The sequence below is a fragment of the Streptomyces sp. SCSIO ZS0520 genome, from assembly GCF_025643355.1.
Taxonomy (GTDB): domain Bacteria; phylum Actinomycetota; class Actinomycetes; order Streptomycetales; family Streptomycetaceae; genus Streptomyces; species Streptomyces physcomitrii.
This window is the reverse complement of record NZ_CP092644.1, coordinates 1,498,068-1,521,444: the sequence shown is the minus strand read 5'-3', so window position 1 is coordinate 1,521,444 and position 23,377 is coordinate 1,498,068. Positions and strand designations below refer to the sequence as shown.

18 protein-coding genes and 1 riboswitch are annotated in these 23,377 nt (G+C 74.0%); of the genes, 10 read left to right on the top strand and 8 right to left on the bottom strand.

The window, feature by feature from the left end; translation table 11 throughout:
• Positions 1–158: 158 nt before the first annotated feature.
• The 4 genes from MID12_RS05025 to MID12_RS05010 form a co-directional block, all read right to left on the bottom strand.
• A complete protein-coding gene (locus MID12_RS05025; protein ID WP_263165098.1) occupies positions 159–827 on the bottom strand; it encodes a response regulator in 669 nt (222 codons plus the stop codon).
• On the bottom strand, positions 824–2,641 hold the full coding sequence (locus MID12_RS05020; protein ID WP_263165097.1) for a sensor histidine kinase: 1,818 nt from the start codon (positions 2,639–2,641) through the stop codon (positions 824–826). Before MID12_RS05020 ends, MID12_RS05025 begins: the two co-directional genes overlap by 4 nt.
• A gap of 103 nt (positions 2,642–2,744) precedes the next feature.
• Positions 2,745–3,674, bottom strand: coding sequence for a sucrase ferredoxin (locus tag MID12_RS05015; RefSeq protein WP_040247394.1), 930 nt, complete (start codon positions 3,672–3,674; stop codon positions 2,745–2,747).
• A gap of 78 nt (positions 3,675–3,752) precedes the next feature.
• Positions 3,753–5,021, bottom strand: coding sequence for a citrate synthase (locus tag MID12_RS05010; protein WP_263165095.1), 1,269 nt, complete (start codon positions 5,019–5,021; stop codon positions 3,753–3,755).
• 260 nt (positions 5,022–5,281) lie between these two features.
• On the opposite strand from MID12_RS05010, the gene MID12_RS05005 reads away from it, so the two are divergent.
• Positions 5,282–6,535 carry a citrate synthase gene (locus tag MID12_RS05005; protein ID WP_263165093.1) on the top strand — a complete coding sequence of 418 codons (1,254 nt, stop codon included), beginning with the start codon at positions 5,282–5,284 and terminating at the stop codon, positions 6,533–6,535.
• A gap of 65 nt (positions 6,536–6,600) precedes the next feature.
• Here MID12_RS05005 and MID12_RS05000 read toward each other — a convergent pair whose 3' ends face one another.
• Positions 6,601–6,978 (bottom strand): VOC family protein, encoded by a 378-nt coding sequence (locus tag MID12_RS05000; RefSeq protein ID WP_040247387.1) that lies wholly within the window; start codon positions 6,976–6,978, stop codon positions 6,601–6,603.
• 185 nt (positions 6,979–7,163) lie between these two features.
• On the opposite strand from MID12_RS05000, the gene MID12_RS04995 reads away from it, so the two are divergent.
• Positions 7,164–8,336 (top strand): CobW family GTP-binding protein, encoded by a 1,173-nt coding sequence (locus MID12_RS04995; RefSeq protein ID WP_263165092.1) that lies wholly within the window; start codon positions 7,164–7,166, stop codon positions 8,334–8,336.
• 182 nt (positions 8,337–8,518) lie between these two features.
• On the opposite strand, the gene MID12_RS04990 is transcribed toward MID12_RS04995, so the two are convergent.
• Entirely contained in the window at positions 8,519–10,972 is a 2,454-nt protein-coding gene (locus MID12_RS04990) for a DNA topoisomerase (ATP-hydrolyzing) subunit A (RefSeq protein WP_263165090.1), read from the bottom strand.
• Positions 10,973–11,305: 333 nt separating this feature from the next.
• On the opposite strand from MID12_RS04990, the gene MID12_RS04985 reads away from it, so the two are divergent.
• From MID12_RS04985 to MID12_RS04970, 4 genes are all read left to right on the top strand, one after another.
• Positions 11,306–12,661: a M16 family metallopeptidase gene (locus tag MID12_RS04985; protein ID WP_078844758.1), complete on the top strand. Its 1,356-nt coding sequence runs from the start codon at positions 11,306–11,308 to the stop codon at positions 12,659–12,661.
• A gap of 8 nt (positions 12,662–12,669) precedes the next feature.
• Positions 12,670–14,040, top strand: coding sequence for a M16 family metallopeptidase (locus MID12_RS04980; RefSeq protein WP_040256387.1), 1,371 nt, complete (start codon positions 12,670–12,672; stop codon positions 14,038–14,040).
• Positions 14,041–14,242: 202 nt separating this feature from the next.
• A riboswitch (cyclic di-AMP (ydaO/yuaA leader) is annotated at positions 14,243–14,430 on the top strand.
• Positions 14,431–14,443: 13 nt separating this feature from the next.
• Positions 14,444–15,226 (top strand): M23 family metallopeptidase, encoded by a 783-nt coding sequence (locus MID12_RS04975; protein ID WP_040247376.1) that lies wholly within the window; start codon positions 14,444–14,446, stop codon positions 15,224–15,226.
• Between the two features lie 198 nt (positions 15,227–15,424).
• Positions 15,425–16,111: a GntR family transcriptional regulator gene (locus MID12_RS04970; RefSeq protein WP_040247373.1), complete on the top strand. Its 687-nt coding sequence runs from the start codon at positions 15,425–15,427 to the stop codon at positions 16,109–16,111.
• Between the two features lie 323 nt (positions 16,112–16,434).
• On the opposite strand, the gene MID12_RS04965 is transcribed toward MID12_RS04970, so the two are convergent.
• Entirely contained in the window at positions 16,435–16,716 is a 282-nt protein-coding gene (locus tag MID12_RS04965; protein ID WP_040247371.1) for an HPr family phosphocarrier protein, read from the bottom strand.
• Between the two features lie 159 nt (positions 16,717–16,875).
• Between MID12_RS04965 and MID12_RS04960 the strand changes: the two genes are divergently transcribed.
• The 4 genes from MID12_RS04960 to MID12_RS04945 all read left to right on the top strand — a co-directional run bounded on the left by MID12_RS04960 (position 16,876) and on the right by MID12_RS04945 (position 22,335).
• The gene (locus tag MID12_RS04960; RefSeq protein ID WP_263165088.1) at positions 16,876–19,791 is read left to right on the top strand and encodes a GNAT family N-acetyltransferase; all 2,916 of its coding nucleotides are present in this window, start codon (positions 16,876–16,878) and stop codon (positions 19,789–19,791) included.
• A gap of 62 nt (positions 19,792–19,853) precedes the next feature.
• Positions 19,854–20,441: a DUF5998 family protein gene (locus MID12_RS04955; protein ID WP_040247366.1), complete on the top strand. Its 588-nt coding sequence runs from the start codon at positions 19,854–19,856 to the stop codon at positions 20,439–20,441.
• Entirely contained in the window at positions 20,441–21,628 is a 1,188-nt protein-coding gene (locus MID12_RS04950; protein WP_263165087.1) for an alkaline phosphatase family protein, read from the top strand. The genes MID12_RS04955 and MID12_RS04950 overlap by 1 nt, the downstream gene beginning before the upstream one ends.
• A 56-nt stretch (positions 21,629–21,684) precedes the next feature.
• Positions 21,685–22,335: a thymidine kinase gene (locus MID12_RS04945; protein ID WP_040247360.1), complete on the top strand. Its 651-nt coding sequence runs from the start codon at positions 21,685–21,687 to the stop codon at positions 22,333–22,335.
• 52 nt (positions 22,336–22,387) lie between these two features.
• Here the strand turns inward: MID12_RS04945 and MID12_RS04940 are convergent, their stop codons facing one another.
• Positions 22,388–23,215, bottom strand: coding sequence for a VOC family protein (locus MID12_RS04940; RefSeq protein WP_263165086.1), 828 nt, complete (start codon positions 23,213–23,215; stop codon positions 22,388–22,390).
• Positions 23,216–23,377 lie beyond the last annotated feature (162 nt).

Genomic DNA, 23,377 nt, shown 5'->3' with positions numbered 1-23,377 from the left:
GCGCCGCGGGCCTTCGTACCGGAGAGCTGATCCAAGGGGCCTCGTACCGCCGAGGGCAAGGCCTCGTACCCGAGACGGGCCCTCGTACCGGAGAGTGGGAAGCCCTCGTACCGGAAGCTCGGGCCTCGCTCGCTCCGGGGCCGGGGCTCAGGCCTCGTCTACGTGCCCCACTCGTAGCGGTGTTCCGGGCGGCCGGCGTCGCCGTAGCGGAGGGTGAGGCGGACGCGGCCGGTGCGTTCGAGGAGCTTCAGGTAGCGCTGGGCGGTCTGGCGGCTGAGTTGGGTGCGGTCGGCGAGTTCCTGGGCTGAGAGGGGGCCTTCGGCTTCGCGCAGGACGCGGCGTACCAGCTCGGCGGTGGTGGGGGAGTGGCCCTTGGGGAGTTCCGGGGGTGCCGTGGCGGACAGGGCGCCGAAGATCCGGTCCACCTCGGCCTGTTCGGCTTCACCGCCCTCGTCGAGGGAGCCCAGCTGTGCGTAGGCCTCCAGCTTCGCGCGCAGGCCGGAGAAGGAGAAGGGCTTGACGAGGTACTGCAGGGCGCCGTGCCGCATGGCCGCTCGTACGGTGGCCACGTCCCGGGCTGCGGTCACCATGATCACGTCGGCCTGGTGGCCGTGTTCGCGGAGGTGGCGGACCACGTCGAGCCCCGTTCCGTCGGGCAGGTAGTGGTCGAGGAGGACCAGGTCGACGTGGTGGGCGTCGAGCAGTCGCAGGGCCTCGGCGGCGCTGTGGGCGGTACCGGCCACGGTGAAGCCGGGGACGCGTGCCACATAGGCGGCGTTGACGTCCGCCACCCGGATGTCGTCGTCGACGACGAGGACCTCGATCACCGCTCACCTTCCCCCGTCGCGTCAGCCGGGCCGATCGCACCAGCGGCTCCTGGCGCGCCTGCCGTACCGCCCGTGCCGACCGAACCGGCTGCCTTCGGCGTACCCGCCGAGCTGCCCCCCTCTTCCGCGCCCGCCGGGCCAGTTGCCACCGAAGCGGTCCCGGCCGAGGACGCCGACGCAGCCGGTGCCGGTGCCGGTCCCGAGGGTGGTGCCAGGGCCTCCGGCAGGATCACGGTGAAGCGGGCGCCGCCGAGCGGGGTCTCGTCGACCGTGGCGCTGCCGCCCTGGCGTTCGGCGAGCCGCCGTACCAGGGCGAGCCCGATCCCGCGCTTGCCGTGGGCAGGGGGTCGCTTGGTGGACCAGCCCTCCACGAACACCGACTCGCGCTCGGCCTCGGGGACGCCAGGACCGGTGTCCCGTACCTCCAGGACCACGGTGCGCGCGTCCACCCGCAGCTCCAGCTCGACCCTGGCCCCGGTGGTCCCGGAGGCCGCGTCGAAGGCATTGTCGACCAGATTGCCGACGATGGTGACCAGGCCCCGGGCGTCCACCAGCCGGTCGGGCAGGGCGGGTTCGGCCCGGACCGTGAAGTCCACCCCGCGTTCCGCCGCGACCGTGGCCTTGCCGACGAGGAGCGCCGAGAGCAGCGGGTCGTGGATCATCTCGGTGAGCTGCTCCGCCGTCATCCGGTGGGCGCCGGTGACATCCGCGACGAACTCCACGGCCTCCTCGTACATGCCCAGTTCGAGCAGGCCGAGGAGGGTGTGCATCCGGTTGGCGTGTTCGTGGTCCTGGGCGCGCAGGGCGTCGATGAGGCCGCGGGTGGAGTCGAGTTCGCGGCCCAGCTCCTCGACCTCGGTGCGGTCGCGCAGGGTGGCGACGGCCCCGCCGTCCTCGGTCGGCATCCGGTTGGCGAGCAGGACGCGGGGGCCGCGTACGGTCAGCAGGTCGGTGCCCCGCACCCGCCCGGCGAGGACGTCGGTGGTGCGGCCCGGGCCGAGTACCGCCTCCAGGGGTTCGCCGATGGCCCCGGCGCCGAGTCCGAGCAGGCGCTGCGCCTCGTCGTTGACAAGGCGCAGGCGGCCCTCGCGGTCCAGGGCCACCACGCCCTCGCGGATGCCGTGCAGCATCGCCTCGCGTTCCGCGAGCAGCGCGGCGATATCGGAGAAGGCCAGGTCGCGGGTCTGGCGCTGCACCCGCCGGGAGATGAGCCAGGCGGCCAGCGCCCCGACGGCGAGGGCACCGCCCGCGTAGGCGAGCAGCTCCGGAATGGCGTGGATCAGGCGGGCGCGGACGCTGTCGTAGGCGATGCCGACCGAGACCGCGCCCACGATCTGGCCCTCCTCGTCCCGCAGCGGCACCTTGCCGCGGGCGGAGCGGCCGAGGGTGCCCTCGTCGATCTCCATGACCTCCCGGCCCGCGAGCGCGGCCCCCGGGTCGGTGGAGACCCGGTGGCCGAGGCCGGTGGTGTCGGGGTGCGACCAGCGCACGCCCCGGGTGTCCATGACGACCACGTACTCGGCGCCGCTCGCCCGCCGGATGCGTTCGGCCTCGGTCTGCACCGGGCCGTGGACCCCCGGCTCGCTGGTGCGCAGCTCCTCGGCCAGAGCGGGGTGCGCCGCCGTGGTCTGGGCGATGGCGAGGGCACGCCGCATGGCCTGGTCGTCGAGCTGGTCGCCCAGCGGCGCGAGGAAGAGGCCGGTGGCGAGGACCGCGACACCCGCGGCGATGCCCAGCTGCATCAGCAGCACCTGCGCGAAGGCCCGCCTGGGCAGGAGCCGGCGCAGTCGGCGGGCGGCGGATGTCGGGCTCATGGGTACGAACGGTAAGGGGCAGTACCAGGGCCGGGGCAATCCCTGTGACATGCGCCTCAGCCGGTGCGGCCCGGCGCCCTGGGGGCGGGCCGCAGAGCGCGGCTCAGCTCGCGGGCGCGGTCTCCCGGACCGCCACCACGTCCATCCGGGCCGGGGTCCCCAGCGCGGCCCCGCAGCTCTCCGGGCGGGGCGGCAGGGAGGCGCCCTGGGCCACGGTGACCTGCCAGTGCCGTCCGTCGCGGTGGGCGACGGTGACCTCCCAGCGCGGGGCGGCGCCCTCGGTGCGGGCCACCCGCAGCACCCCCGCCCGGGTCTCGCGGGCCGTGGCGCGTACGGCCAGTTCCGCGGCCTGGCCGGGGCGCTCCCAGGCGGAGCTGCCGCGGCAGCCCTCGAGGACGATGTGCCCGTCGGCGACCGCGGTCAGGACGTCCTTCACGGTGTGCGCCGCGGCCCTTCCGTAGGCGTAGCCGTAGGGCAGGACGAGGAGGGTGGGGGAGAAGCGGTGGCCGCCGAGGTGGGTGACCTCCCAGATGTCGCCCTGCCCGGACTCGGCCAGCTCGGTCGCCAGGGGGCGGCCGAGGAGGGCGCAGCAGCGGTCCCGCTTGCCGTTGGTGCACACCAGGACGAGGGGCGCCCCGCTGTGCGCGGCGGCGCCCGGCAGCCGGTCGAAGGAGCGGGGGTCGCCCGAGCCGAGGGCCGGGAGGTCCAGGTCGAGGAGGCGGGCGGGATCCTCGGTGGTGGCGGTGCGGATCCAGTCGGCGCCCGGTGCCGTGTGCGCGGCGTAGATCCGGCGGGCCGCATCGGGTCCGGCGTCGGAGTGGCGGCCGGGACGCCGGATCAGGGCGACCCGTACGCCGGTGCCCTCGGCCGCGGACTCCAGGGCGGCGCCGAGGGCGGGGTCGAGGTGGCTGGCGGTGAGTGCCTTGGCGCCCCAGGGGCCGGGCTGTTCGACGAGCAGCCAGGTGGTGGCGGTGGCGGCGGTCCCCGCGAGCGGCTCGCCGAGGTGCTGCGATGCAGGTGCGCAGATACTCACAGAGGTGAGCCTAACCTGCCTGGACCGTGTGCAACTGCGCGGCTCGGTCCCCTTCTCGCGCCGGCCCGCGGGGGCCGGTCACCCCGGCAGGGGCTGCGGCGGGAGGGGCCCGGCGTAGCGGCCCACGGGGCGCATGCGCAGGGGGCGTTCCCCGTACTCCTCCAGGGCGTGCGCGATCCATCCGGCGGTGCGGGCGACGGCGAAGACGGTCTCGCCCGCCTCCGCGGACATGCCGGTGCCGAGGGTCAGCACCGCGAGGGCCAGATCCGCGTTGGCGTGCAGGCCGGTGTGGCGGGCGCCCGTCTCGACCACGTCCCGGGCCGCGTCGAGGGCGGGTCCGGCCCCGGGGACCTCTTCGAGCAGCCCGAACAGGGCCTGCGCGCGCGGGTCCTCGCCGCGGTAGAGCCGGTGGCCGAGGCCGGGGATGCCGCGGCCCGCCCGCAGTTCGGCGGCGATGACCGGGCCCGCCCCGCCGCGCTGGAGCACCTCGTCGAGCAGCCGGTGGGCCAGGGCGCTGGCCGCGCCGTGCAGCGGGCCTTCGAGGACGCCGAGCCCCGCCGAGACGGCCGCGTAGGTGTGCGCGCGGGCGGAGGCGGCCACCCGTACCGCGAGGGTGGAGGCGGCGAGATCGTGGTCGGCGAGCAGGCCGAGGGCGGTGTCGAGCGCGTGCACGGCGGCGGTCTCGGGCGCCCTCGGGGTGAGGCGGCCCCAGAGGCGGGCGGCGAGGGGGCCGGTGTCCGGTGCCGTCTCCTGGAGCGGGGGCAGCGCGCAGGCCAGGGTCGGGATCAGGGTGCGGGCGGTGCCGAGCACCGACTCGGGGGAGAGGTCGAACCGCAGCGGGTCCGCGGTCGCCGCGGCGACGGCCGCCACCCGCAGGCGGTCGATGGGCCCGCTCTCCCCGGGCAGGGCGGCGACCGAGCGGCGGGCGGCGTCGAGGTGTGCCGGGGGAGCGGTGAACTCGGCGCCGGGCGCCGGCTTCCCGGTCCACAGCCACTCGGCGACCTCCTCGTAGGAGTGGCTCAGGGCGAGAGCGGCGGCGTCCACGCCGCGGAACCAGTAGCGGTCCCCGTCGATGAGGGTGAGCCGGGTCCGTACGGCGAGGTCTCCGGCCGCGGGCTCACCGCGCCGCTCCCGGCCGTTGCGCCGGGCGAGCGCCTCGACCTCCGCGGCGTCGAAGGTGCTGCCCCGCCCGCCTCCGCCGCGGCGGCTGCTCAACTGGCCGCGGCTCACATAGGCGTAGACCGTCTCGGGCTTGACGCCCAGGAGGTCCGCCGCCTCCCGGGTGCTCAGACGGCGCTCGGCGTCGCCGCCGCCCTGGGTCCGCTGAGGATGCTGCGCGTCGGTCATGGCGTCACCGTATCCCTGCTTCCCCATGCTCTGCCGTCGACTCTGCATGGCAGCCCAGCTGTGCATTGATTCAATCAATATTGACAGCTTTCAAGTCAACCATGGAGAGTCGAAGCATCTGAGGAAGTCCGGTAATCCCGGGCACAGCAGTCCCGTACGGAGAGCAGGACCGGGTGGGAGGAGCGAGGGCAGCCGTGCGTCGACTCCGCGCGGAGCCCTTCGCCCTTCCTCCTCGGCCAGAGCACAGGCAGGGGATCAATATGTCGATCAACTCGACCGCGGACGCGGGAAGTCAGCCGCGCGGTACGGCACCGGGAGCGGGCGGGGCCGACGGGGGCGCCGCCTCCGGGCCCGGCGCCCCCGACGCCCCGCGCGGGCTCGCCGGTGTCGTCGTCACGCGGACCGCCCTCGGCGATGTGCGCGGCCGCGAGGGCTTCTACCACTACCGGCAGTTCTCGGCGATCGAGCTGGCGCGGACCAGGAGCTTCGAGGACGTCTGGCACCTGATGGTCCACGGCGAACTCCCGGACGCGGCCCGGCGCGCGGCCTTCACCCGGCGGACCGCGGCACTGCGGCGGCTGCCCGAGGAGGTCAGGGCCGCCCTGCCCGCGCTGGCCGCGGCGAGCGCGCGGTCGGGTCCGCTCGCAGGGCTGCGCACGGCGCTGTCGCTCTACGGCGCCGCCCAGGGCTTCCGGCCGGTCTACGACACCGACGCCGAGGCGCGCCGGGAGGACACCCTCGCCGCCTGCGCCGTCACCCCGACGCTGCTGACCGCGCTGCACCGGCTCGGCCGGGGCCTGGAACCGGTCGACCCGCGCGAGGACCTGCCCTACGCCGCCAACTACCTCTACATGCTGACCGGTTCGGAGCCGGACCCGGAGCGCGCCCGGGCCGTCGAGACGTACTTGATCTCGACGATCGACCACGGTTTCAACGCGTCCACCTTCACCGCCCGCGTGATCGCCTCCACCGGCGCCGATGTGGCCGCCTGCCTCGCCGGGGCCGTCGGCGCGCTCTCCGGTCCGCTGCACGGCGGTGCGCCCAGCCGGGCCCTGGACACCCTCGACGCGATCGGCAGCCCGGACCGGATCGACCCCTGGATCCGCGCGCGGGTCCTGGCGGGCGAGCGGATCATGGGCTTCGGGCATCCCGTCTACCGCACGGAGGACCCGCGTTCGCGGCTGCTGCGGACCCTGGCCGAGGGGTTCGGCGGGCCCCTGGTGGAGTTCGCGACCGAGGTGGAGCGCCGGGTGGAGGCCCTCCTCGCCGAGCTCAAGCCGGGCCGCGAACTGCACACCAATGTCGAGTTCTACGCCGGGGTGGTGATGGAACTCTGCGGACTGCCCCGGGAGATGTTCACGCCCACCTTCGCCGCGGCGCGGGTCGTCGGCTGGAGCGCCAACATCCTGGAGCAGGCGGAGGACTCGAAGATCATCCGACCGGCGGCGCGCTATGTGGGCCCGGTGCCGCCCGTTCCCGTGCCGCCCGTCCCCGCACCGGAATCCGCCGCCTGAGGCCCGCGGGACGTGCGGGCCCGCACGCCCGGGCAGGTCTCACGTCCGCGCCCCCGGGCAGGGCCTCAGGTCCGCACCCACAGGCAGAACGGGTGCCCCGCCGGGTCCAGGAAGACCCGTACGTCGTCCTGGGGCTGGAAGTCGGCGAGGACGGCGCCGCAGGACTCGGCGTGCGCGGCGCCGGTGTCGAGGTCCGCCACCTCGAAGTCCAGATGCATCATCATCCCCGCAGCGCCCTCGGCGGCGGGCCAGGCGGGCGGCACATAGCGGGGCTCGGCCTGGAAGGCGAGGGCGGGGCCGCCCTCCGGGGCGGCGAGCTTCACCCACTCCGGCTCGTCCGCGACGATCCGCCAGCCCAGCAAGTCGGCGTAGAAGCGGGCGAGTCGGCGGGGATCGGGGGCGTCGAGGACGGTCCCGGTGAAGCGCGGTGGCGGGGTGGCCATGGTGACTCCCTCTGAGCTTCGCGAGCGTGGACGGGAGGCTACCGCCCACGCCCGCCCGGGGAGGAGCGGCGTGGCCGCGGTGTCGGACCCGGCTCGTATCCTGGCCGACGACCTGCCTCACGCCTCGCGGTGAGGCGGGTCCGACACCTGTCGTCAGCCGCCGCCTCCTGCCGAAAGGGCCCGCTGTGAGTGAGCCGCAGATTCCGGTCGTCGTCCTCGCGGGCTTCCTGGGATCGGGCAAGACGACCCTGCTCAACCATCTGCTGCACAGCAGCAGGGGCAGCCGTATCGGCGCCGTCGTCAACGACTTCGGCTCCATCGAGATCGACGCGATGGCGGTCGCGGGACGGCTCGGCGACTCGACCGTCTCGCTGGGCAACGGCTGCCTGTGCTGCGCGGTCGACGCCAGTGAGCTCGACGGCTTCCTGGAGCAGCTCACCCGCCCCGCCGCCCGGATCGACGTGATCGTCATCGAGGCCAGCGGACTCGCGGAACCCGAGGAACTCGTCCGCATGGTCCTGGCGAGCGAGAACCGCCGGATCGTGTACGGGGGGCTCGTCGAGGTGGTGGACGCCGTCGAGTTCGAGGCCACCCGGCAGCGCCACCCGGAGATCGACCGCCATCTCGCCGTGGCCGATCTGGTCGTCCTGAACAAGGCCGACCGCCTCGGTGCCGGGGAACTGCCGCGCCTGCGGGAGCTGGTGTCCTCCCGCACCGACCGGGCGGCGGTCGTGCACGCCTCCTTCGGGCGGATCGACCCGGCGCTGCTCTTCGAGCGCAAGCCGGTCACCGAGCGCTTCGGACAGCTCTCCTTCGACGACCTCCGCGCCGCCCCGGCCGGGGACGGCGACCACCCCTCCGACGGCCACGGCCACGGGGCGGACCACCTGCACAGCGGCTACGAGAGCCTGTCCTTCACCAGCGGGGCCCCGCTGCACCCGCGCCGCCTGATGGACTTCCTGGACAGCCGACCGGAGGGCCTCTACCGGATCAAGGGGTACGTCGACTTCGGCGCCCTCGACCCCGCCAACCGCTACGAGGTGCACGCGGTCGGCCGCTTCCTGCGCTTCTCCCCGGAGCCCTGGCCCCCCGGCACCCCGCGCGCCACCCAACTGGTGCTCATCGGCTCCGGCTTCGACGCCGCCGCCCTGGAGAAGGAACTGCACGGCTGCCGCCTGTCCGGCCCCGGCGACATCCCGGAGGAGCACACCATGTGGGGAGTCCTGCGGTACGTGGCCGATCCCGAGCCCGCGGCGGCCCCGGGGGAGTACGAGGCGCCGGAGCCCGCGGCCGGAGACGGCGCGGAGCCGGATGCCTACGGCTCGCCGGACGGTGACCCGGCGGTGTACCCCGGCTGACCGGCGGGATCTTCCGCCGGACGGGACACGCCGCCGGACGGGACACGCCGCCGGGCGGGACACGCCGCCGGGCGGGACACGCCGCCGGGCCGGACAAGCGACCGGGCTGCGGCGGGGCACGGAACGCCCCCGCCGCAGCCCGGCCCGACTCCCGGCGCCTGTCCGGGAGTTCGGCTGTCCGGCTACACCGGCCCCGCGACCACCGCGACCGTCTTGGGCAGCGAGACCCCCGAGCCGTCGCGGCGCGGATCCATCTCGGGCAGCTCCGCGGCCGCCCCGCTCTTCTGGGCGGCCCGCGGCGGAACGGGACCGGCCCAGGCGAGGTGGAGGCAGTCCTCGCCCTTGAGGAAGCGCTGGCAGCGGACGCCGCCGGTCGCCCGGCCCTTGCGCGGGTACTGGTCGAAGGGGGTCATCTTCGCCGTGGTCTGCACCGAGTCGTCGAGGGTGCCCCGTGAACCGGCGACCGTGAACACCACCGCCTCCACCGCGGGATCGACGGCCGTGAAGGAGAGCACCTTCGCCCCCTCCGCGAGCTTGACGCCCGCCATGCCGCCCGCCGCTCTGCCCTGCGGGCGCACCTGGGAGGCCTGGTAGCGAAGCAGTTGGGCGTCGTCGGTGATGAAGACCAGGTCCTCCTCGCCGGTGCGCAGCTCCACGGCACCCACGATCCGGTCGCCGTCCTTCAGCGTGACGACCTCCAACTCGTCCTTGTGGGACGGGTAGTCGGGCACCACGCGTTTCACCACGCCCTGCTGGGTCCCGAGGGCGAGCCCGGGAGAGGACTCGTCGAGCGTGGTCAGGCAGACCAGCGTCTCGTCCCCCTCCAGGGTCAGGAACTCGGCGACCGGGGCCCCGCCCGCGAGGTTCGGCGGCGCGGCCGCCTCGGGCAGCTGCGGGATGTCCACGACATTGAGCCGCAGCAGCCGCCCGTCTGAGGTGACGGCGCCGATCTCGCCGCGCGCGGTCGCCGGTACCGCGGAGACGATCACATCGTGCTTGGTGCGCTTGCCGTCGCCCTCGGGCAGCGGCTCCGCCGTCACCGTACGGCCGATCAGCCCGGTCGAGGAGAGCAGCACCCGGCAGGGGTCGTCGGCGACCTGGAGGTCGACCACCGGGGCAGCGGCGCCGGAGGACTCCAGGAGCACGGTGCGCCGGTCGGTGCCGAACTTCTTGGCCACGGCGGCGAGTTCGGAGGAGACGAGCTTGCGCAGCTCCGCGTCCGATTCGAGGATGCGGGTCAGCTCCTCGATCTCCTGCCTGAGCCGGTCGCGCTCGGACTCCAGCTCGATGCGGTCGTACTTGGTGAGCCTGCGCAGCGGGGTGTCCAGGATGTACTGGGTCTGGATCTCGCTCAGCGAGAAGTGCTCGATGAGGCGCTGCTTGGCCTGGGCCGAATTCTCGCTGGAGCGGATCAGCCGGATGACCTCGTCGATGTCGAGCAGCGCGACGAGCAGGCCCTCCACCAGGTGCAGCCGGTCGCGGCGCTTGCCGCGGCGGAACTCGCTGCGGCGGCGCACCACGCCGAAGCGGTGGTCGAGGTAGACCTCCAGGAGCTCCTTGAGGCCCATGGTCAGGGGCTGGCCGTCGACCAGGGCGACGTTGTTGATGCCGAAGGACTCCTCCATCGGCGTCAGCTTGTAGAGCTGCTCCAGGACCGCCTCGGGCACGAAGCCGTTCTTGATCTCGATGACCAGGCGCAGCCCGTGCTCGCGGTCGGTGAGGTCCTTGACGTCGGCGATGCCCTGGAGCTTCTTCGCCCCGACCAGGTCCTTGATCTTGGCGATCACCTTCTCCGGGCCGACGGTGAAGGGGAGTTCGGTCACCACCAGGCCCTTGCGGCGCGCCGTGACGTCCTCCACGGCCACGGTCGCCCGGATCTTGAAGGTGCCCCGCCCGTTCTCGTAGGCGTCCCGGATGCCGCCGAGGCCGACGATCCGCCCGCCGGTGGGCAGGTCGGGGCCGGGCACATGGCGCATCAGGGCGTCCAGGTCCGCGCCCGGGTACCGGATCAGGTGGCGGGCGGCGGCGATGACCTCGCGCAGGTTGTGCGGCGCCATGTTGGTGGCCATGCCCACGGCGATGCCGGAGGAGCCGTTCACCAGGAGGTTGGGGTAGGCCGCCGGGAGGACGGCCGGTTCCCGCTCCTGGCCGTCGTAGTTCGGCGCGAAGTCGACGGTGTCCTCGTCGATGGACTCCGTCATCAGGCTGGTGGCGTCGGCCATCCGGCACTCGGTGTACCGCATCGCGGCGGGCGGGTCGTCGTTGCCGAGCGAGCCGAAGTTGCCGTGGCCGTCGACCAGCGGCAGCCGCATCGAGAAGGGCTGCGCGAGCCGGACGAGCGCGTCGTAGATCGAGGCGTCGCCGTGCGGATGGAGCTTGCCCATCACCTCGCCGACGACGCGGGCGCACTTCACATACCCGCGATCGGGCCGCAGCCCCATCTCGTTCATCTGGTAGACGATGCGCCGGTGGACCGGCTTCATCCCGTCGCGGGCGTCCGGCAGGGCCCTGGAATAGATGACCGAGTACGCGTACTCGAGGAAGGAGCCCTGCATCTCGTCGACGACGTCGATGTCGAGGATCCGCTCCTCGAACTCCTCCCCGGGCGGCGGGGTCTTCGTGCTGCGGCGGGCCATCGCTGCTGCGGCTCCTTCACCAACATGAACGTGATCTGACGCCGACCATTGTGGACCTGCGCACCGACAACGCCGACCGCGACCCGTCACAAGAGGGCGATCCGCCCGCCGCGGGCGGCGCCGCGGCGTTCACTCAGGGCGTGCCGACTGCGGGAACTTCGCCAGGTGTCAGCACGCTTGCATACAGTGGCAGCGCATGCCGCCGCCGCGGGCACGACCAGCGGTCATGACGAGCACCACCGGCACGGCGAACAGCACGAGCACGACGCACACGAGCACGACCGAACAGCACGATCACACCGCGTTCAGCAGTTCTGGATCGAAGGGACGTACATGCCCATGGGTCACACGGCCACAGCGCAGGCCGGTTCCGGCGGCCTGACAGCGACCGAGCACCGCCTGGCCAATGGCCTCCGGGTCGTGCTCTCCGAGGACCACCTCACTCCGGTCGCCGCGGTCTGCCTCTGGTACGACGTCGGCTCCCGCCACGAGGTCAAGGGCCGCACCGGCCTGGCTCACCTCTTCGAGCACCTGATGTTCCAGGGGTCGAGGCAGGTGCAGGGGAACGGGCACTTCGAACTGGTGCAGGGCGCGGGCGGTTCGCTCAACGGCACCACCAGCTTCGAGCGCACCAACTACTTCGAGACCATGCCGGCCCACCAGCTCGAACTGGCCCTGTGGCTGGAGGCCGACCGGATGGGCTCCCTGCTCGACGCGCTCGACCTGCAGTCCCTGGACAACCAGCGCGACGTGGTGAAGAACGAGCGCCGCCAGCGGTACGACAACGTCCCCTACGGCACCGCCTTCGAGAAGCTCACCGCGCTCTCCTACCCCGAGGGCCACCCCTACCACCACACGCCCATCGGCTCGATGGCCGACCTCGACGCGGCCACCCTGGAGGACGCCCAGTCCTTCTTCCGCACCTACTACGCGCCCAACAACGCGGTCCTGTCGGTGGTCGGCGACATCGACCCCGAGCAGACCCTCGCCTGGATCGAGAAGTACTTCGGCTCCATCCCGGGACACGACGGCAAGCCCGCCCCGCGCGACGGCTCGCTGCCCGAGACCATCGGCGAGCAGCTGCGCGAGGTCGTCGAGGAGGAGGTCCCGGCCCGCGCGCTGATGGCCGCCTACCGGCTCCCCGAGGACGGCACCCGCGCCGGCGACGCCGCCGACCTCGCGCTGACCGTCCTCGGCGGCGGCGAGTCCTCCCGGATCTACAACCGCCTGGTGCGCCGCGACCGTTCGGCGGTCGCCGCCGGCTTCGGGCTGTTGCGGCTGGCGGGCGCGCCCTCGCTCGGCTGGCTGGACGTGAAGACCTCCGCCGAGGTCGAGGTGCCCGAGATCGAGGCCGCGGTCGACGAGGAGCTGGCCCGGTTCGCGGCCGAGGGCCCCACCCCCGAGGAGATGGAGCGCGCCCAGGCCCAGTTGGAGCGCGAGTGGCTGGACCGGCTCGGCACCGTCGCGGGCCGCGCCGACGAACTCTGCCGCTACGCCGTCCTGTTCGGCGACCCCCAGCTCGCGCTGACCGCGGTGCAGCGCGTCCTGGACATCTCGGCCGAGGAGGTGCGCGAGGTCGCCGCGGCGCGGCTGCGCCCCGACAACCGGGCGGTGCTCGTCTACGAGCCGCTGACCGCCGAGGGCGACGAGGCCGAGGCCGCACGCAACGACGAGGAGACGGCGAAGTGAGCGCGACCATGCAGTTCCACCCGCAGCCCCAGGCCGGCGAGGCCAAGCCCTGGGCCTTCCCCGCACCGGAGCGCGGCGCCCTCGCCAACGGCCTGACCGTGCTGCGCTGCCACCGCCCCGGCCAGCAGGTCGTCGCCGTGGAGGTGCTCCTGGACAGCCCCCTCGAGGCCGAGCCCGCGGGCCTGGACGGCGTGGCCACCATCATGGCCCGCGCCTTCTCGGAGGGCACCGACAAGCACTCCGCCGAGGAGTTCGCCGCCGAACTCGAGCGCTGCGGCGCCACCTTGGACGCGCACGCCGACCACCCCGGTGTGCGCCTGTCCCTGGAGGTGCCCGCCTCCCGGCTCGCCAAGGCCCTCGGTCTGCTCGCGGACGCCCTGCGCGCCCCCGCCTTCGCGGACAGCGAGGTCGAGCGGCTGGTCCGCAACCGCCTTGACGAGATCCCGCACGAGGCGGCCAACCCCGGCCGCCGCGCCGCCAAGGAGCTGTCCCGGCAGCTCTTCCCCGAGGGGTCCCGGATGTCCCGGCCGCGCCAGGGCACCGAGGAGACGGTCGCCGCGATCGACTCCGCCGCCGTACGCGCCTTCTACGAGAAGCACGTCCGCCCCGCCACCGGCACCGCGGTCGTGGTCGGCGACCTGACCGGCATCGACCTGGACGCCCTGCTCGGCGACACCCTCGGCGCCTGGACCGGCGGCACCGCCGAGCCCAGCACCCCGCCGCGGGTCACCGCCGACGACACCGGCCGGGTGGTCATCGTGGACCGCCCCGGCGCCGTCCAGACCCAGCTGCTCATCGGCCGGATCGGCCCCGACCGCCACGAGAGCGTGTGGCCCGCCCAGGTGCTCGGCACCTACTGCCTGGGCGGCACCCTCACCTCCCGCCTCGACCGGGTGCTGCGCGAGGAGAAGGGATACACCTACGGCGTACGGGCCTTCACCCAGGTCCTGCGGTCCGCCGAGGACGGTTCGGGCGCCGCGATGCTCGCCATCTCCGGCTCGGTGGACACCTCCTCCACCGGCCCCGCCCTCGACGACCTGTGGAAGGTGCTGCGCACCCTCGCCGCCGAGGGCCTGACCGACGCCGAACGCGATGTGGCGGTGCAGAACCTGGTGGGCGTGGCCCCGCTGAAGTACGAGACCGCGGGCGCCGTCGCCTCGACGCTCGCGGACCAGGTGGAGCAGCAACTCCCGGACGACTACCAGGGCAGGCTCTACCAGCAGCTCGCCGGGACCGGCACCGTCGAGTCGACCGCCGCCGTGGTGAACGCCTTCCCGGTGGACCGCCTCGTCACGGTGCTCGTCGGCGACGCCGCCCAGATCGAGGAGCCGGTGCGCGCCCTCGGCATCGGCGAAGTGACCGTGGTCACCGGCCAGTAGAGGCCCCGCGGCGGCGCCCGCGCCCCGCGACCGACCCCGGCGGCGACATGGCCGCCGGGGTCAGTCATGTCCGTATTGGTGCTGGGTTTCCGATCTGCCGTGTGGTGTGCGTGACAAAAGCCCGTTTCGGTTTGGTCCGGGCGGTTGTCCCGCTTAGCGTCTCTCCGGCTGTTCGTCATGTGTGCGCCGCACCCGCGGCACCGGGCAGCCATCGCCGAGTCCCCCCACGGCGCGAGCCAGGGGAGCCGGGGACCCACCTCCCGCCCGCCGTCCGCGGCGGCGGGAACGCAGTTCCTGGGGTGAATCGGGCGCCCCCGCAAGGGCGTTCCGTAGGAGACCTTCCTACTCCGAACCCGTCAGCTAACCCGGTAGGCGACAGGGAAGGAAAGGACGAGCCACACGTATGGCGATCACCCGTGCCCGCGGCAGACACCGCAGGCCGAGCCGCCTGACCCGTACCTCCGCCACCGCCGCGGGAGTTGCCGCCCTCACCACGGCGGGCGTCCTCGGCACCCTCGCGTCCCCCGCGGGCGCGGCCCAGCCGGAGCCCGAGGGCTCGGCGCTGGCCGGCGCGATAGCCGTCGACGAGGTGGGCACCTCGCTCGCCGAGAAGATCGCGGCCCAGGCCGACGCCCAGGAGAGCGCCGCCGACGCGGCCGCCGCCAAGAGGAAGGCGGAGGCCGAGGCGGAGCGCCGGGCCCAGGAGGCCAAGCGCAAGGCCCGTGCCGAGCGCGCCGCGAAGGAGCGCGCCGCCCGCGCCGCCGAACGCCGCCGCCTCAACGCCTATGTGGCGCCCGTCTCCGGCTCCTACGTCTCCACCGGCTACCGCACCGGCGGCGCGATCTGGTCCTCCGGCAGCCACACCGGCGTCGACTTCCACGCCGCCTCCGGCACCCCGGTCCACGCCGTCGGCCGCGGCACCGTCGTCAGCACCGGCTCGGGCGGCGCCTACGGCAACGAGGTCGTGCTGAAGATGCACGACGGCACGTACACCCAGTACGGGCACCTCTCCTCGATCGGGGTGAGCGTCGGCCAGTCGGTGACCCCCGGGCAGCAGCTCGGCCTCTCCGGCGCGACCGGCAACACCACCGGACCGCACCTCCACTTCGAGGCGCGCACCGGACCCGACTACGGTTCCGACATGGACCCCGTCGCCTATCTCCGCTCGCACGGCGTCGACCTCTGACGAGAACGCCGCACGGCCGGACAGGCCCTGGGCGGAAATGCCGTGAAAGCCCCGGCTCGTGAGCCGGGGCTTTCACGGTTGTCCCAAAAATATCTCCGGATTCCCATCCGCCATCGGAAATTCCGTCGTTCTGCAATAGAGTCACGACACGAGTGTTCCTGCAGAGCGTTACGCGCGGATCAATGCGGAGGTCCGGTCATGCGCATTCCCGCGCACACGGTATGCACGGCAATCCGGGACGACATCGTCGCCGGGGTCCACGAGCGGGGCGGGCGGCTGACCGAGGAAGTCCTCGCCCGGCGCTACGGCGTCTCGCGGGTCCCGGTGCGCGAGGCCCTGCGCACCCTGGAGGCCGAGGGCTTCGTCATCACCCGGCGGCACGCGGGCGCCTGCGTGGCCGAGCCCACCGAGCAGGAGGCGGCCGACGTCCTCGACATCCGGACGGTGCTCGAACCGCTGGCCGCCGCCCGGGCCGCGCAGCGCCGTACGGAGGCCCATCTCAAGGTGCTCCGGGGCCTGGTCAGGCTGGGGCAGGAGCGGGCCGGGCGCGGTCACAGCGAGGATCTGCGCTCGCTCGGCGGCTGGTTCCACGAGACCCTCGTCCAGGCCTCGGGCAGCCCCGGCCTGATCACCCTGCTGACCCAGCTGCGGCACAAGATCGCCTGGATGTACACGGCCGAGGGGCCCGCGCGGCCCGCGGACTCCTGGGCGGAGCACGGGGCGATAGTCGACGCCGTCGCCCGCGGGGACGCGGAGCGGGCGCGCGGGCTCATGGCCCTGCACCACGAGCGGGCGGCCGCCGGCTACCGGGTGCGGTTCGCCAGGAAGAGCCCGCCGGTGAGGAGTTCGCAACATGCCGTAAACACGGCGAGCGGCCGCGATTAACACGGCTGCCGTATACAAAGGGCAGAGCATTTCGCAGGCGTCTCTTTCTGCTGCCCGCATTCCTTTTCGGCGGCCGGGAAGAGGAAAGCGCCGCACCGAAAGAATTCGGCCGATGCGGCGCTCTGCATGTCCTGCCCACCGGCGGCGCGGAATTCTCCCGCGCGCCGTTTTCCGATGCCGGCTTTCCCGCGCCGGGGTCCTCCCGCGCCGTTCGCCCGCCGCCTCGAACCGCCTCAGACCGCGAACGGACGTCGGGCCGGACCGCGAACCGACCTTGGGCCAGGCCTCGTACCGTCCCGCGGCTCAGCCCGTCCCGGCAGGCCTCAGACCGTCTCCGGCAGTTCCCCGAGCCCCTCGGTGACCAGCTTCGCCAGGCGGTCGAGGGCCTGCTCGGCGCCCTCCACGTCCGAGCTGAGCACGATCTCGTCGCCGCCCAGCGCCCCGAGCCCGAGGACCGCCAGCATGGAGGCGGCGTTCACCGGGGCGCCCTCGCCCTTGGCCACCGTCACCGGCACCCCCGAGGCCGCCGCGGCACGGACGAAGATGGAGGCGGGCCGGGCGTGGAGGCCCTCCGGCCAGCCGACCTTGACGCGACGCTCAGCCATCTGATGCAGCCCTTCTGCTCGGGTGTCCCACCGTCTCGGCATCCAGTGTCGCGCACGCCCGCCCCGCCCCACGCGACCCCCGCCCCGCCGGGCCGCGCCCACCCCCGGGTCCGCCTCCCGCACGGGCCCGCACCGGGCCGGGACCCGTACGCTGGCCCCATGCAGACGCCGTCGGACCGGCACGACTACCCCGCCCACTGGGAGGCGGACGTCGTGCTGCGCGACGGGGGGACCGCGCGCATCAGGCCCATCACCACCGAGGACGCCGACCGCCTGACCAGCTTCTACGAGCAGGTCTCGGACGAGTCGAAGTACTACCGCTTCTTCGCGCCCTACCCGCGCCTGTCCGCCCGCGATGTGCACCGCTTCACCCACCACGACTACGTGGACCGGGTGGGCCTCGCGGCCACCGTGGGCGGCGAGTTCATCGCCACCGTGCGCTACGACCGCATCGACGCGAACGGCCGGGCCGCCTCCGCCCCGGCCGACGGCGCCGAGGTCGCCTTCCTCGTCCAGGACGCGCACCAGGGCCGCGGGGTCGCCTCCGCCCTCCTCGAACACATCGCGGCGGTGGCGCGTGAGCGCGGCATCCGGCGCTTCGTCGCCGAGGTGCTGCCCGCCAACAGCAAGATGATCAAGGTCTTCACCGACGCGGGCTACCAGCAGGAGCGCAGCTTCGAGGACGGCGTCGTCCGCCTCTCCTTCGACCTGGAGCCCACCGAGGCCTCGGTCGCCGTGCAGTGGGCCCGCGAGCAGCGCGCCGAGGCCCGCTCCGTGCAGCGCCTGCTCAACCCCGGTTCGGTCGCCGTCATCGGCACCGGCCGGGCCCCCGGCGGAGTGGGCCGCACCGTCCTCGGCAATCTCCTGGCCGCCGGGTACCAGGGCCGCGTACACGCCGTGAACCGGGCCTTCGCGCCGGAGCAGACCGAGCTGGACGGCGTACCCGCGCACCGGACCCTGGCCGAGATCACCGAGCCGGTGGACCTCGCGGTGCTCGCGGTGCCCGCCCCGCAGGTCCCCGAGGCGGTCGCCGAGTGCGGCGAACACGGCGTCCAGGGGCTGGTGGTGCTCTCCGCCGGATACGCCGAGAGCGGCCCCGCCGGGCGCGAGCTCCAGCGCGAACTGGTGCGCCAGGCCCGCTCGTACGGGATGCGGCTGATCGGGCCGAACGCCTTCGGGGTGGTCAACACGGCGCCCGGCACCCTGCTCAACGCCTCGCTCGCCCCCGAGCTGCCGCGGCGCGGACGCATCGGCCTGTTCGTGCAGTCCGGCGCCATCGGCATCGCCCTGCTCTCCAGCCTGCACCGGCGCGGCGGCGGCGTGACCGGGGTGACCGGCGTCTCCACCTTCGTCTCCGCGGGCAACAGGGCGGATGTCTCGGGCAACGACCTCGTGCAGTTCTGGTACGACGACCCGGACACCGATGTCGCCCTGATGTACCTCGAAACCCTCGGCAATCCGCGGAAGTTCACCCGCCTCGCCCGCCGCACCGCCGCCGCCAAGCCGCTCGTGGTGGTGCAGGGCGCCCGGCACAGCGGGGTCTCCCCGCTCGGCCACGCGGTCCGCGCCAGCCGCCTGCCGTACGCCACCGTCTCGGCCCTGCTGCGGCAGGCCGGGGTGATCCGGGTGGACACCATCACCGAGCTCGTCGACGCCGGGCTGCTGCTCGCCGGGCAGCCGCTGCCGGGCGGGCCCCGGGTGGCCATCCTCGGCAACTCCGAATCCCTCGGCCTGCTCACCTACGACGCCTGCCTCTCCGAGGGGCTGCGCCCGCTGCGCCCCCTCGACCTCACCACCGAGGCCTCGCCCGAGGCCTTCCGCGGTGCGCTGCGCCGGGCCCTCGCCGACGAGCTGTGCGACGCGGTCGTGGTCACCGCCATCCCCAGCGTGCAGGAGGGCGGCGCGGGCGACGAGGCGCTGGCAGAGGCCCTGCGCGCGGCGGCCGCCGAGTACCCGGCCAAGCCGGTGGCCGTCGTCCACCTCGAACTCGGCGGACTGGCCCGGGCCTTGTCCGCCGCGACCAGCACCGCCCCGCCCCGCTCCTCCTCCGCCACCCCGAGGCCGCGGCCCGACGCCCCGGGCCCCGCGGCCACCGGTTCTGCGACCCCTGGCCCCGCGCCCACCGGCTCCTCCGTCACCGGCGCCCCGGACACCGGCGTCGCGGACCCCGGCGGCCCGGACGCCGAGCCCGGCCCGCCGCGCCGCATCCCCGCCTATCCGGCCGCGGAGCGCGCCGTGCGGGCCCTCGCCGAGACCGTGCGCTACGCCCAGTGGCGCCGCGAATGGGCCGCCGACCCCGGCCGGGTGCCCGAGTACGAGGACATCGACGAGCAGGCCGCCGCCGCGCTCATCGAGGAGCAGCTCGCCGGCGCCGAGGACGACCCCCGCGGCCACACCCTCGAACCGGTGGCCGCCGAGGCGCTGCTCGCCGCCTACGGCATCGCCGTGCGCCCCTCGCCCCCGGCGCCCGGCGCGGACGCCGCCGCCGAGGCCGCCCGCGAGCTCGGCTACCCGGTCGCCCTCAAGACCACCGCCCCGCATCTGCGGCACCGCGCCGACCTCGGCGGCGTCCGCCTCGACCTCGCCGACGAGGACCAGCTGCGCCGCGCCTACGCCGAACTCACCGAGAGCCTCGGCAGCCCCGCCGAGCTGCGCCCGGTGGTGCAGGCGATGATGCCGCGCGGCGTGGACACCGTGGTGCGCGCCGTGGTCGACCCGGCCGCCGGGGCCGTCCTCACCTTCGGTCTCGCGGGCGCCGCCTCCGAACTGCTCGGCGACACCGCGCACCGCCTGATCCCGGTGACCGACCGGGAGGCCCAGTCCGCGATCCGGTCGATCCGCACCGCCCCGCTGCTCTTCGGCTGGCGGGGCTCGGCACCGGTGGACACCGCCGCCCTCGAAGAGCTGCTGCTGCGCCTGTCCCGGCTCGTCGACGACCACCCGGAGGTCGTCGCGGTCACCCTGGAACCGGTCGTGGTCGCCCCGCAGGGACTCTCCGTCCTCGGGGCGAGCCTGCGCCTGGCCAGGCCGCCCGCGCGCGGCGAGTTGGGCCCGCGCACCCTGCCCTCCTACTGACGGGCGAAGGGACCGCCGCACGCACGCACCGCGGGGGCCGCCGGGGGCCGTAGGATGGCCGCATGGCCAAGACCAGTACGACGACCCAGGGGCTGCGCGCGGCGATCGAGCGCAGCGGTTACTACCCGGCTCTCGTGGCCGAGGCCGTGGAGGCCGCGGTGGGCTCGGAGCCCCTCTGCTCGTACCTGGTCCACCAGGAGACGACCTTCGACGCGAACGAGGTCCGCCGCCATGTCACCGTGCTCGTGCTGACCGGCACCCGCTTCATCGTGAGCCACACCGACGAGCAGGCGGCCGACGCGACCTCCCCGAGCCCGTACGCGACCACCTCCACGGAGTCCGTGAAGCTCGGCCGGATCTCCTCGGTCGTGGTGAGCCGGGTGGTGGCGAACCCGGAGTCGTACACCCCCGGGACCCTGCCGCGGGAGGTCGTCCTCACCATCGGCTGGGGCGCCGTCTCCCGTATCGACCTGGAGCCTGCGGCCTGCGGCGACCCCAACTGCGAGGCGGACCACGGCTATACGGGCAATTCGACCGCCGACGACCTGAGCCTGCGGGTCAGCGAGGCGGGCGACGGCGCCGACACCGTGCGGCAGACCCTCGCCTTCGCCAAGGCCCTCTCCGAAGCGACACCGGACACCCGGAACTGATGGGCCAGGCCACCTGGGACGAACCCGAGCCCCTCGCGCTCGACACCGCCCCCGTGCCGCTCTACGGCACCGGTTCCCTCGCCGATCTGCTGCCCACCCTCGCCGCCGGTCTCGGTGTCCCCGGCTTCGAGGCGCGGCTCACCGAGCTGCCGGTCGCGGACCGGGTCTGCGTCTTCCTCGTCGACGGGCTCGGCTGGGAGCAGCTGAAGGTCCACCCCGGCGAGGCGCCCTTCCTCACCTCGCTGCTGCACACCTCGCGCGGCGGCACCGGACTGCCGCTGACCGCCGGATACCCGGCCACCACCGCGACCTCGCTCGCCTCGGTGGGCACCGGGCTGCCGCCGGGCGCGCACGGGCTGCCCGGCTACACCGTGCGCAATCCGTCCACCGGCGAGCTGATGAACCAGCTGCGCTGGCAGCCCTGGTCGCCGCCGGAGGCCTGGCAGCCGTATCCGACCGTCTTCCAGCGGGCCGCCGCGGCGGGGGTGCGCACCGCGCAGGTCACCGCCCCGGCTTTCCAGAACACCCCGCTCACCAAGATCGCGCTCAGCGGCGGAACGTTTCTCGGCAGACCCACCGGCGAGGAGCGCATGGACACCGCGGCCGCTCAACTCGCCGCCGACGACCGGGCCCTGGTCTACACCTACTACTCCGAACTGGACGGCGCCGGGCACCGCTTCGGCGTCGACTCCGAGCCCTGGCGGGCCCAGCTGCGCTACGTGGACTCCCTGGTCCGGCGCCTCGCCGAGCAGCTTCCGCCGCGCAGCGCCCTCTATGTCACCGCCGACCACGGCATGGTCGACATCCCCTTCGACGAGCAGCACCGCATCGACTTCGACGAGGACTGGGAGCTGGGCGCCGGAGTCGCCCTGCTCGGCGGCGAGGGCCGCGCCCGGCACGTCTACGCGGTGCCCGGTGCCGCCGGGGACGTCCTCACGGTGTGGCGCGAGGTCCTCGGCGAGCAGTTCTGGGTGGCCGGTCGGGAAGAGGCCGTCGCGGCGGGCTGGTTCGGGCCCGAGGTCGACGAGCGCGTCCTGCCGCGGCTGGGCGAGGTGATCGCCGCGGCCCGGGACGACGTCCTGGTCACCGCCTCGCGCCGGGAGCCCAAGGAGTCCGCGATGGTGGGCAACCATGGTTCGATGACGCCCGCCGAGCAGCTCGTCCCGCTGGTCGAAGTCCGCACCTGATCCGGCCCGACCGCCGCCCGAAGCCGACCCCCCCCCACCCGAAAGGTCTCCTTCCCATGCCCGAGCTGGTGTTCTTCTCCGGAACCATGGACTGCGGAAAGAGCACGCTGGCCCTCCAGATCGAGCACAACCGCTCCGCCCGGGGCCTGCAGGGAGTGATCCTCAGCCGCGACGACCGGGCCGGGCACGGCAAGCTCTCCTCCCGCCTCGGACTGGTCCGCGACGCCGTCGAGGCCGCCGAGGGCATGGACATGTACGCCTACGTGGTCGACCTCATCACCCGCGGCGGCCGGGTGGACTACGTCCTGGTGGACGAGGCGCAGTTCCTCGCGCCGGAGCAGATCGACCAGCTCGCCCGGATCGTGGACGACCTGGAACTCGACGTCTTCGCCTTCGGCATCGCCACCGACTTCCGCACCAAGCTCTTCCCCGGCTCCCAGCGCCTCATCGAACTCGCCGACCGCATAGAGGTATTGCAGGTCGAGGCGCTGTGCTGGTGCGGCGCCCGGGCCACCCACAACGCCCGTACGGTGGGCGGCCGCATGATCGTCGAGGGCGCCCAGGTCGTGGTCGGGGACGTCAACCAGGCGGCGGAGGAGGTCGGTTACGAGGTGCTGTGCCGCCGCCACCACCGGCGCCGGATGACCAGCGCGGCGGCCCGGGCCGGGGCCCTCTCACCCGACGTACTGCCGGTGTCCCCGCACTGAGACCGCGACGGCCCCGCCGGTCGGGGGCGACTTCCCTTGCCCAGGCCCCTGTTCAGGCCACCGCCCGGGGCCGCCGGTGCGCCGAGCGGATCAGCGTGAGGGCGGCGCCCTCGGGGTCCGCGATCGTCACCACCCGGCCGTGCGCGGCGTTTCTCGGCGGTTGCAGGATCTGCCCGCCGAGGTCGGTGGCGAGCGCGGCCGCCTCGTCGGGCTCGTCGACCTCGAAGAAGGTCATCCAGTGCGCCCCGCGGTCGCGCGGCAGCGACTGGCCGACCCCGTGCAGGGAGGCCACCGGTCTGCTGCCCACGTGCAGGGTCAGATAGTCGAAGTCGGCCGAGACCTCGGCCTCCACCTCGTAGCCGAAGACCGCCTGGTAGAACTTCACCACGCTCTCGGTCTCCCGGGTGAGGAGTTCGTTCCAGGCCGGGGCCCCGGCCACCCCGCTGACCGCGGTGCCGAGCCCCTCGGCGGGCTGCCAGATCCCGAAGACCGCCCCCGCGGTGTCGGAGGCGATGGCGAGCCGCCCCGCCTCCCCGGCGTCCAGCGGCCCCACCCCGACCGTGCCCCCGCAGAGCCGGATGGTCTCCGCGGTGCGGTTGGTGTCCTCGGTGGCCAGATACGGGGTCCAGGCCACCGGCAGATGCCGGTCCGGCGGCAGCTGGCCGATTCCCGCGACATCGTGACCGCCGACCAACGCCCGCACATAGGGCCCCAGTTGCTCCGGTCCGGGGGCGAACTCCCAGCCGAAGAGGGACTCGTAGAAGTGCTGGATGCCCGCGATGTCGTGGACCATCAGGCTCACCCAGGAGGGCTCGCCCGGCGACCGCCGCGGTGCCCCGTCGCGGAGGCCCGTGGTCTGCGGCTGCTGTGCCTCGGTCATCGTCACTCTCCTCGGGCCCTCTCGGGGCCTCACCCGTCCACCGCCCGGTGCCGTCGCCCGCGGCCGGTGCCCGGGGCGCCGTGCGGCGACCGGGTCCGGTTCGTGTCCTGCGCGCGTGGCGGACGCACTCCGGTACGGCGTCCACCACCGGGATGCGGTTCG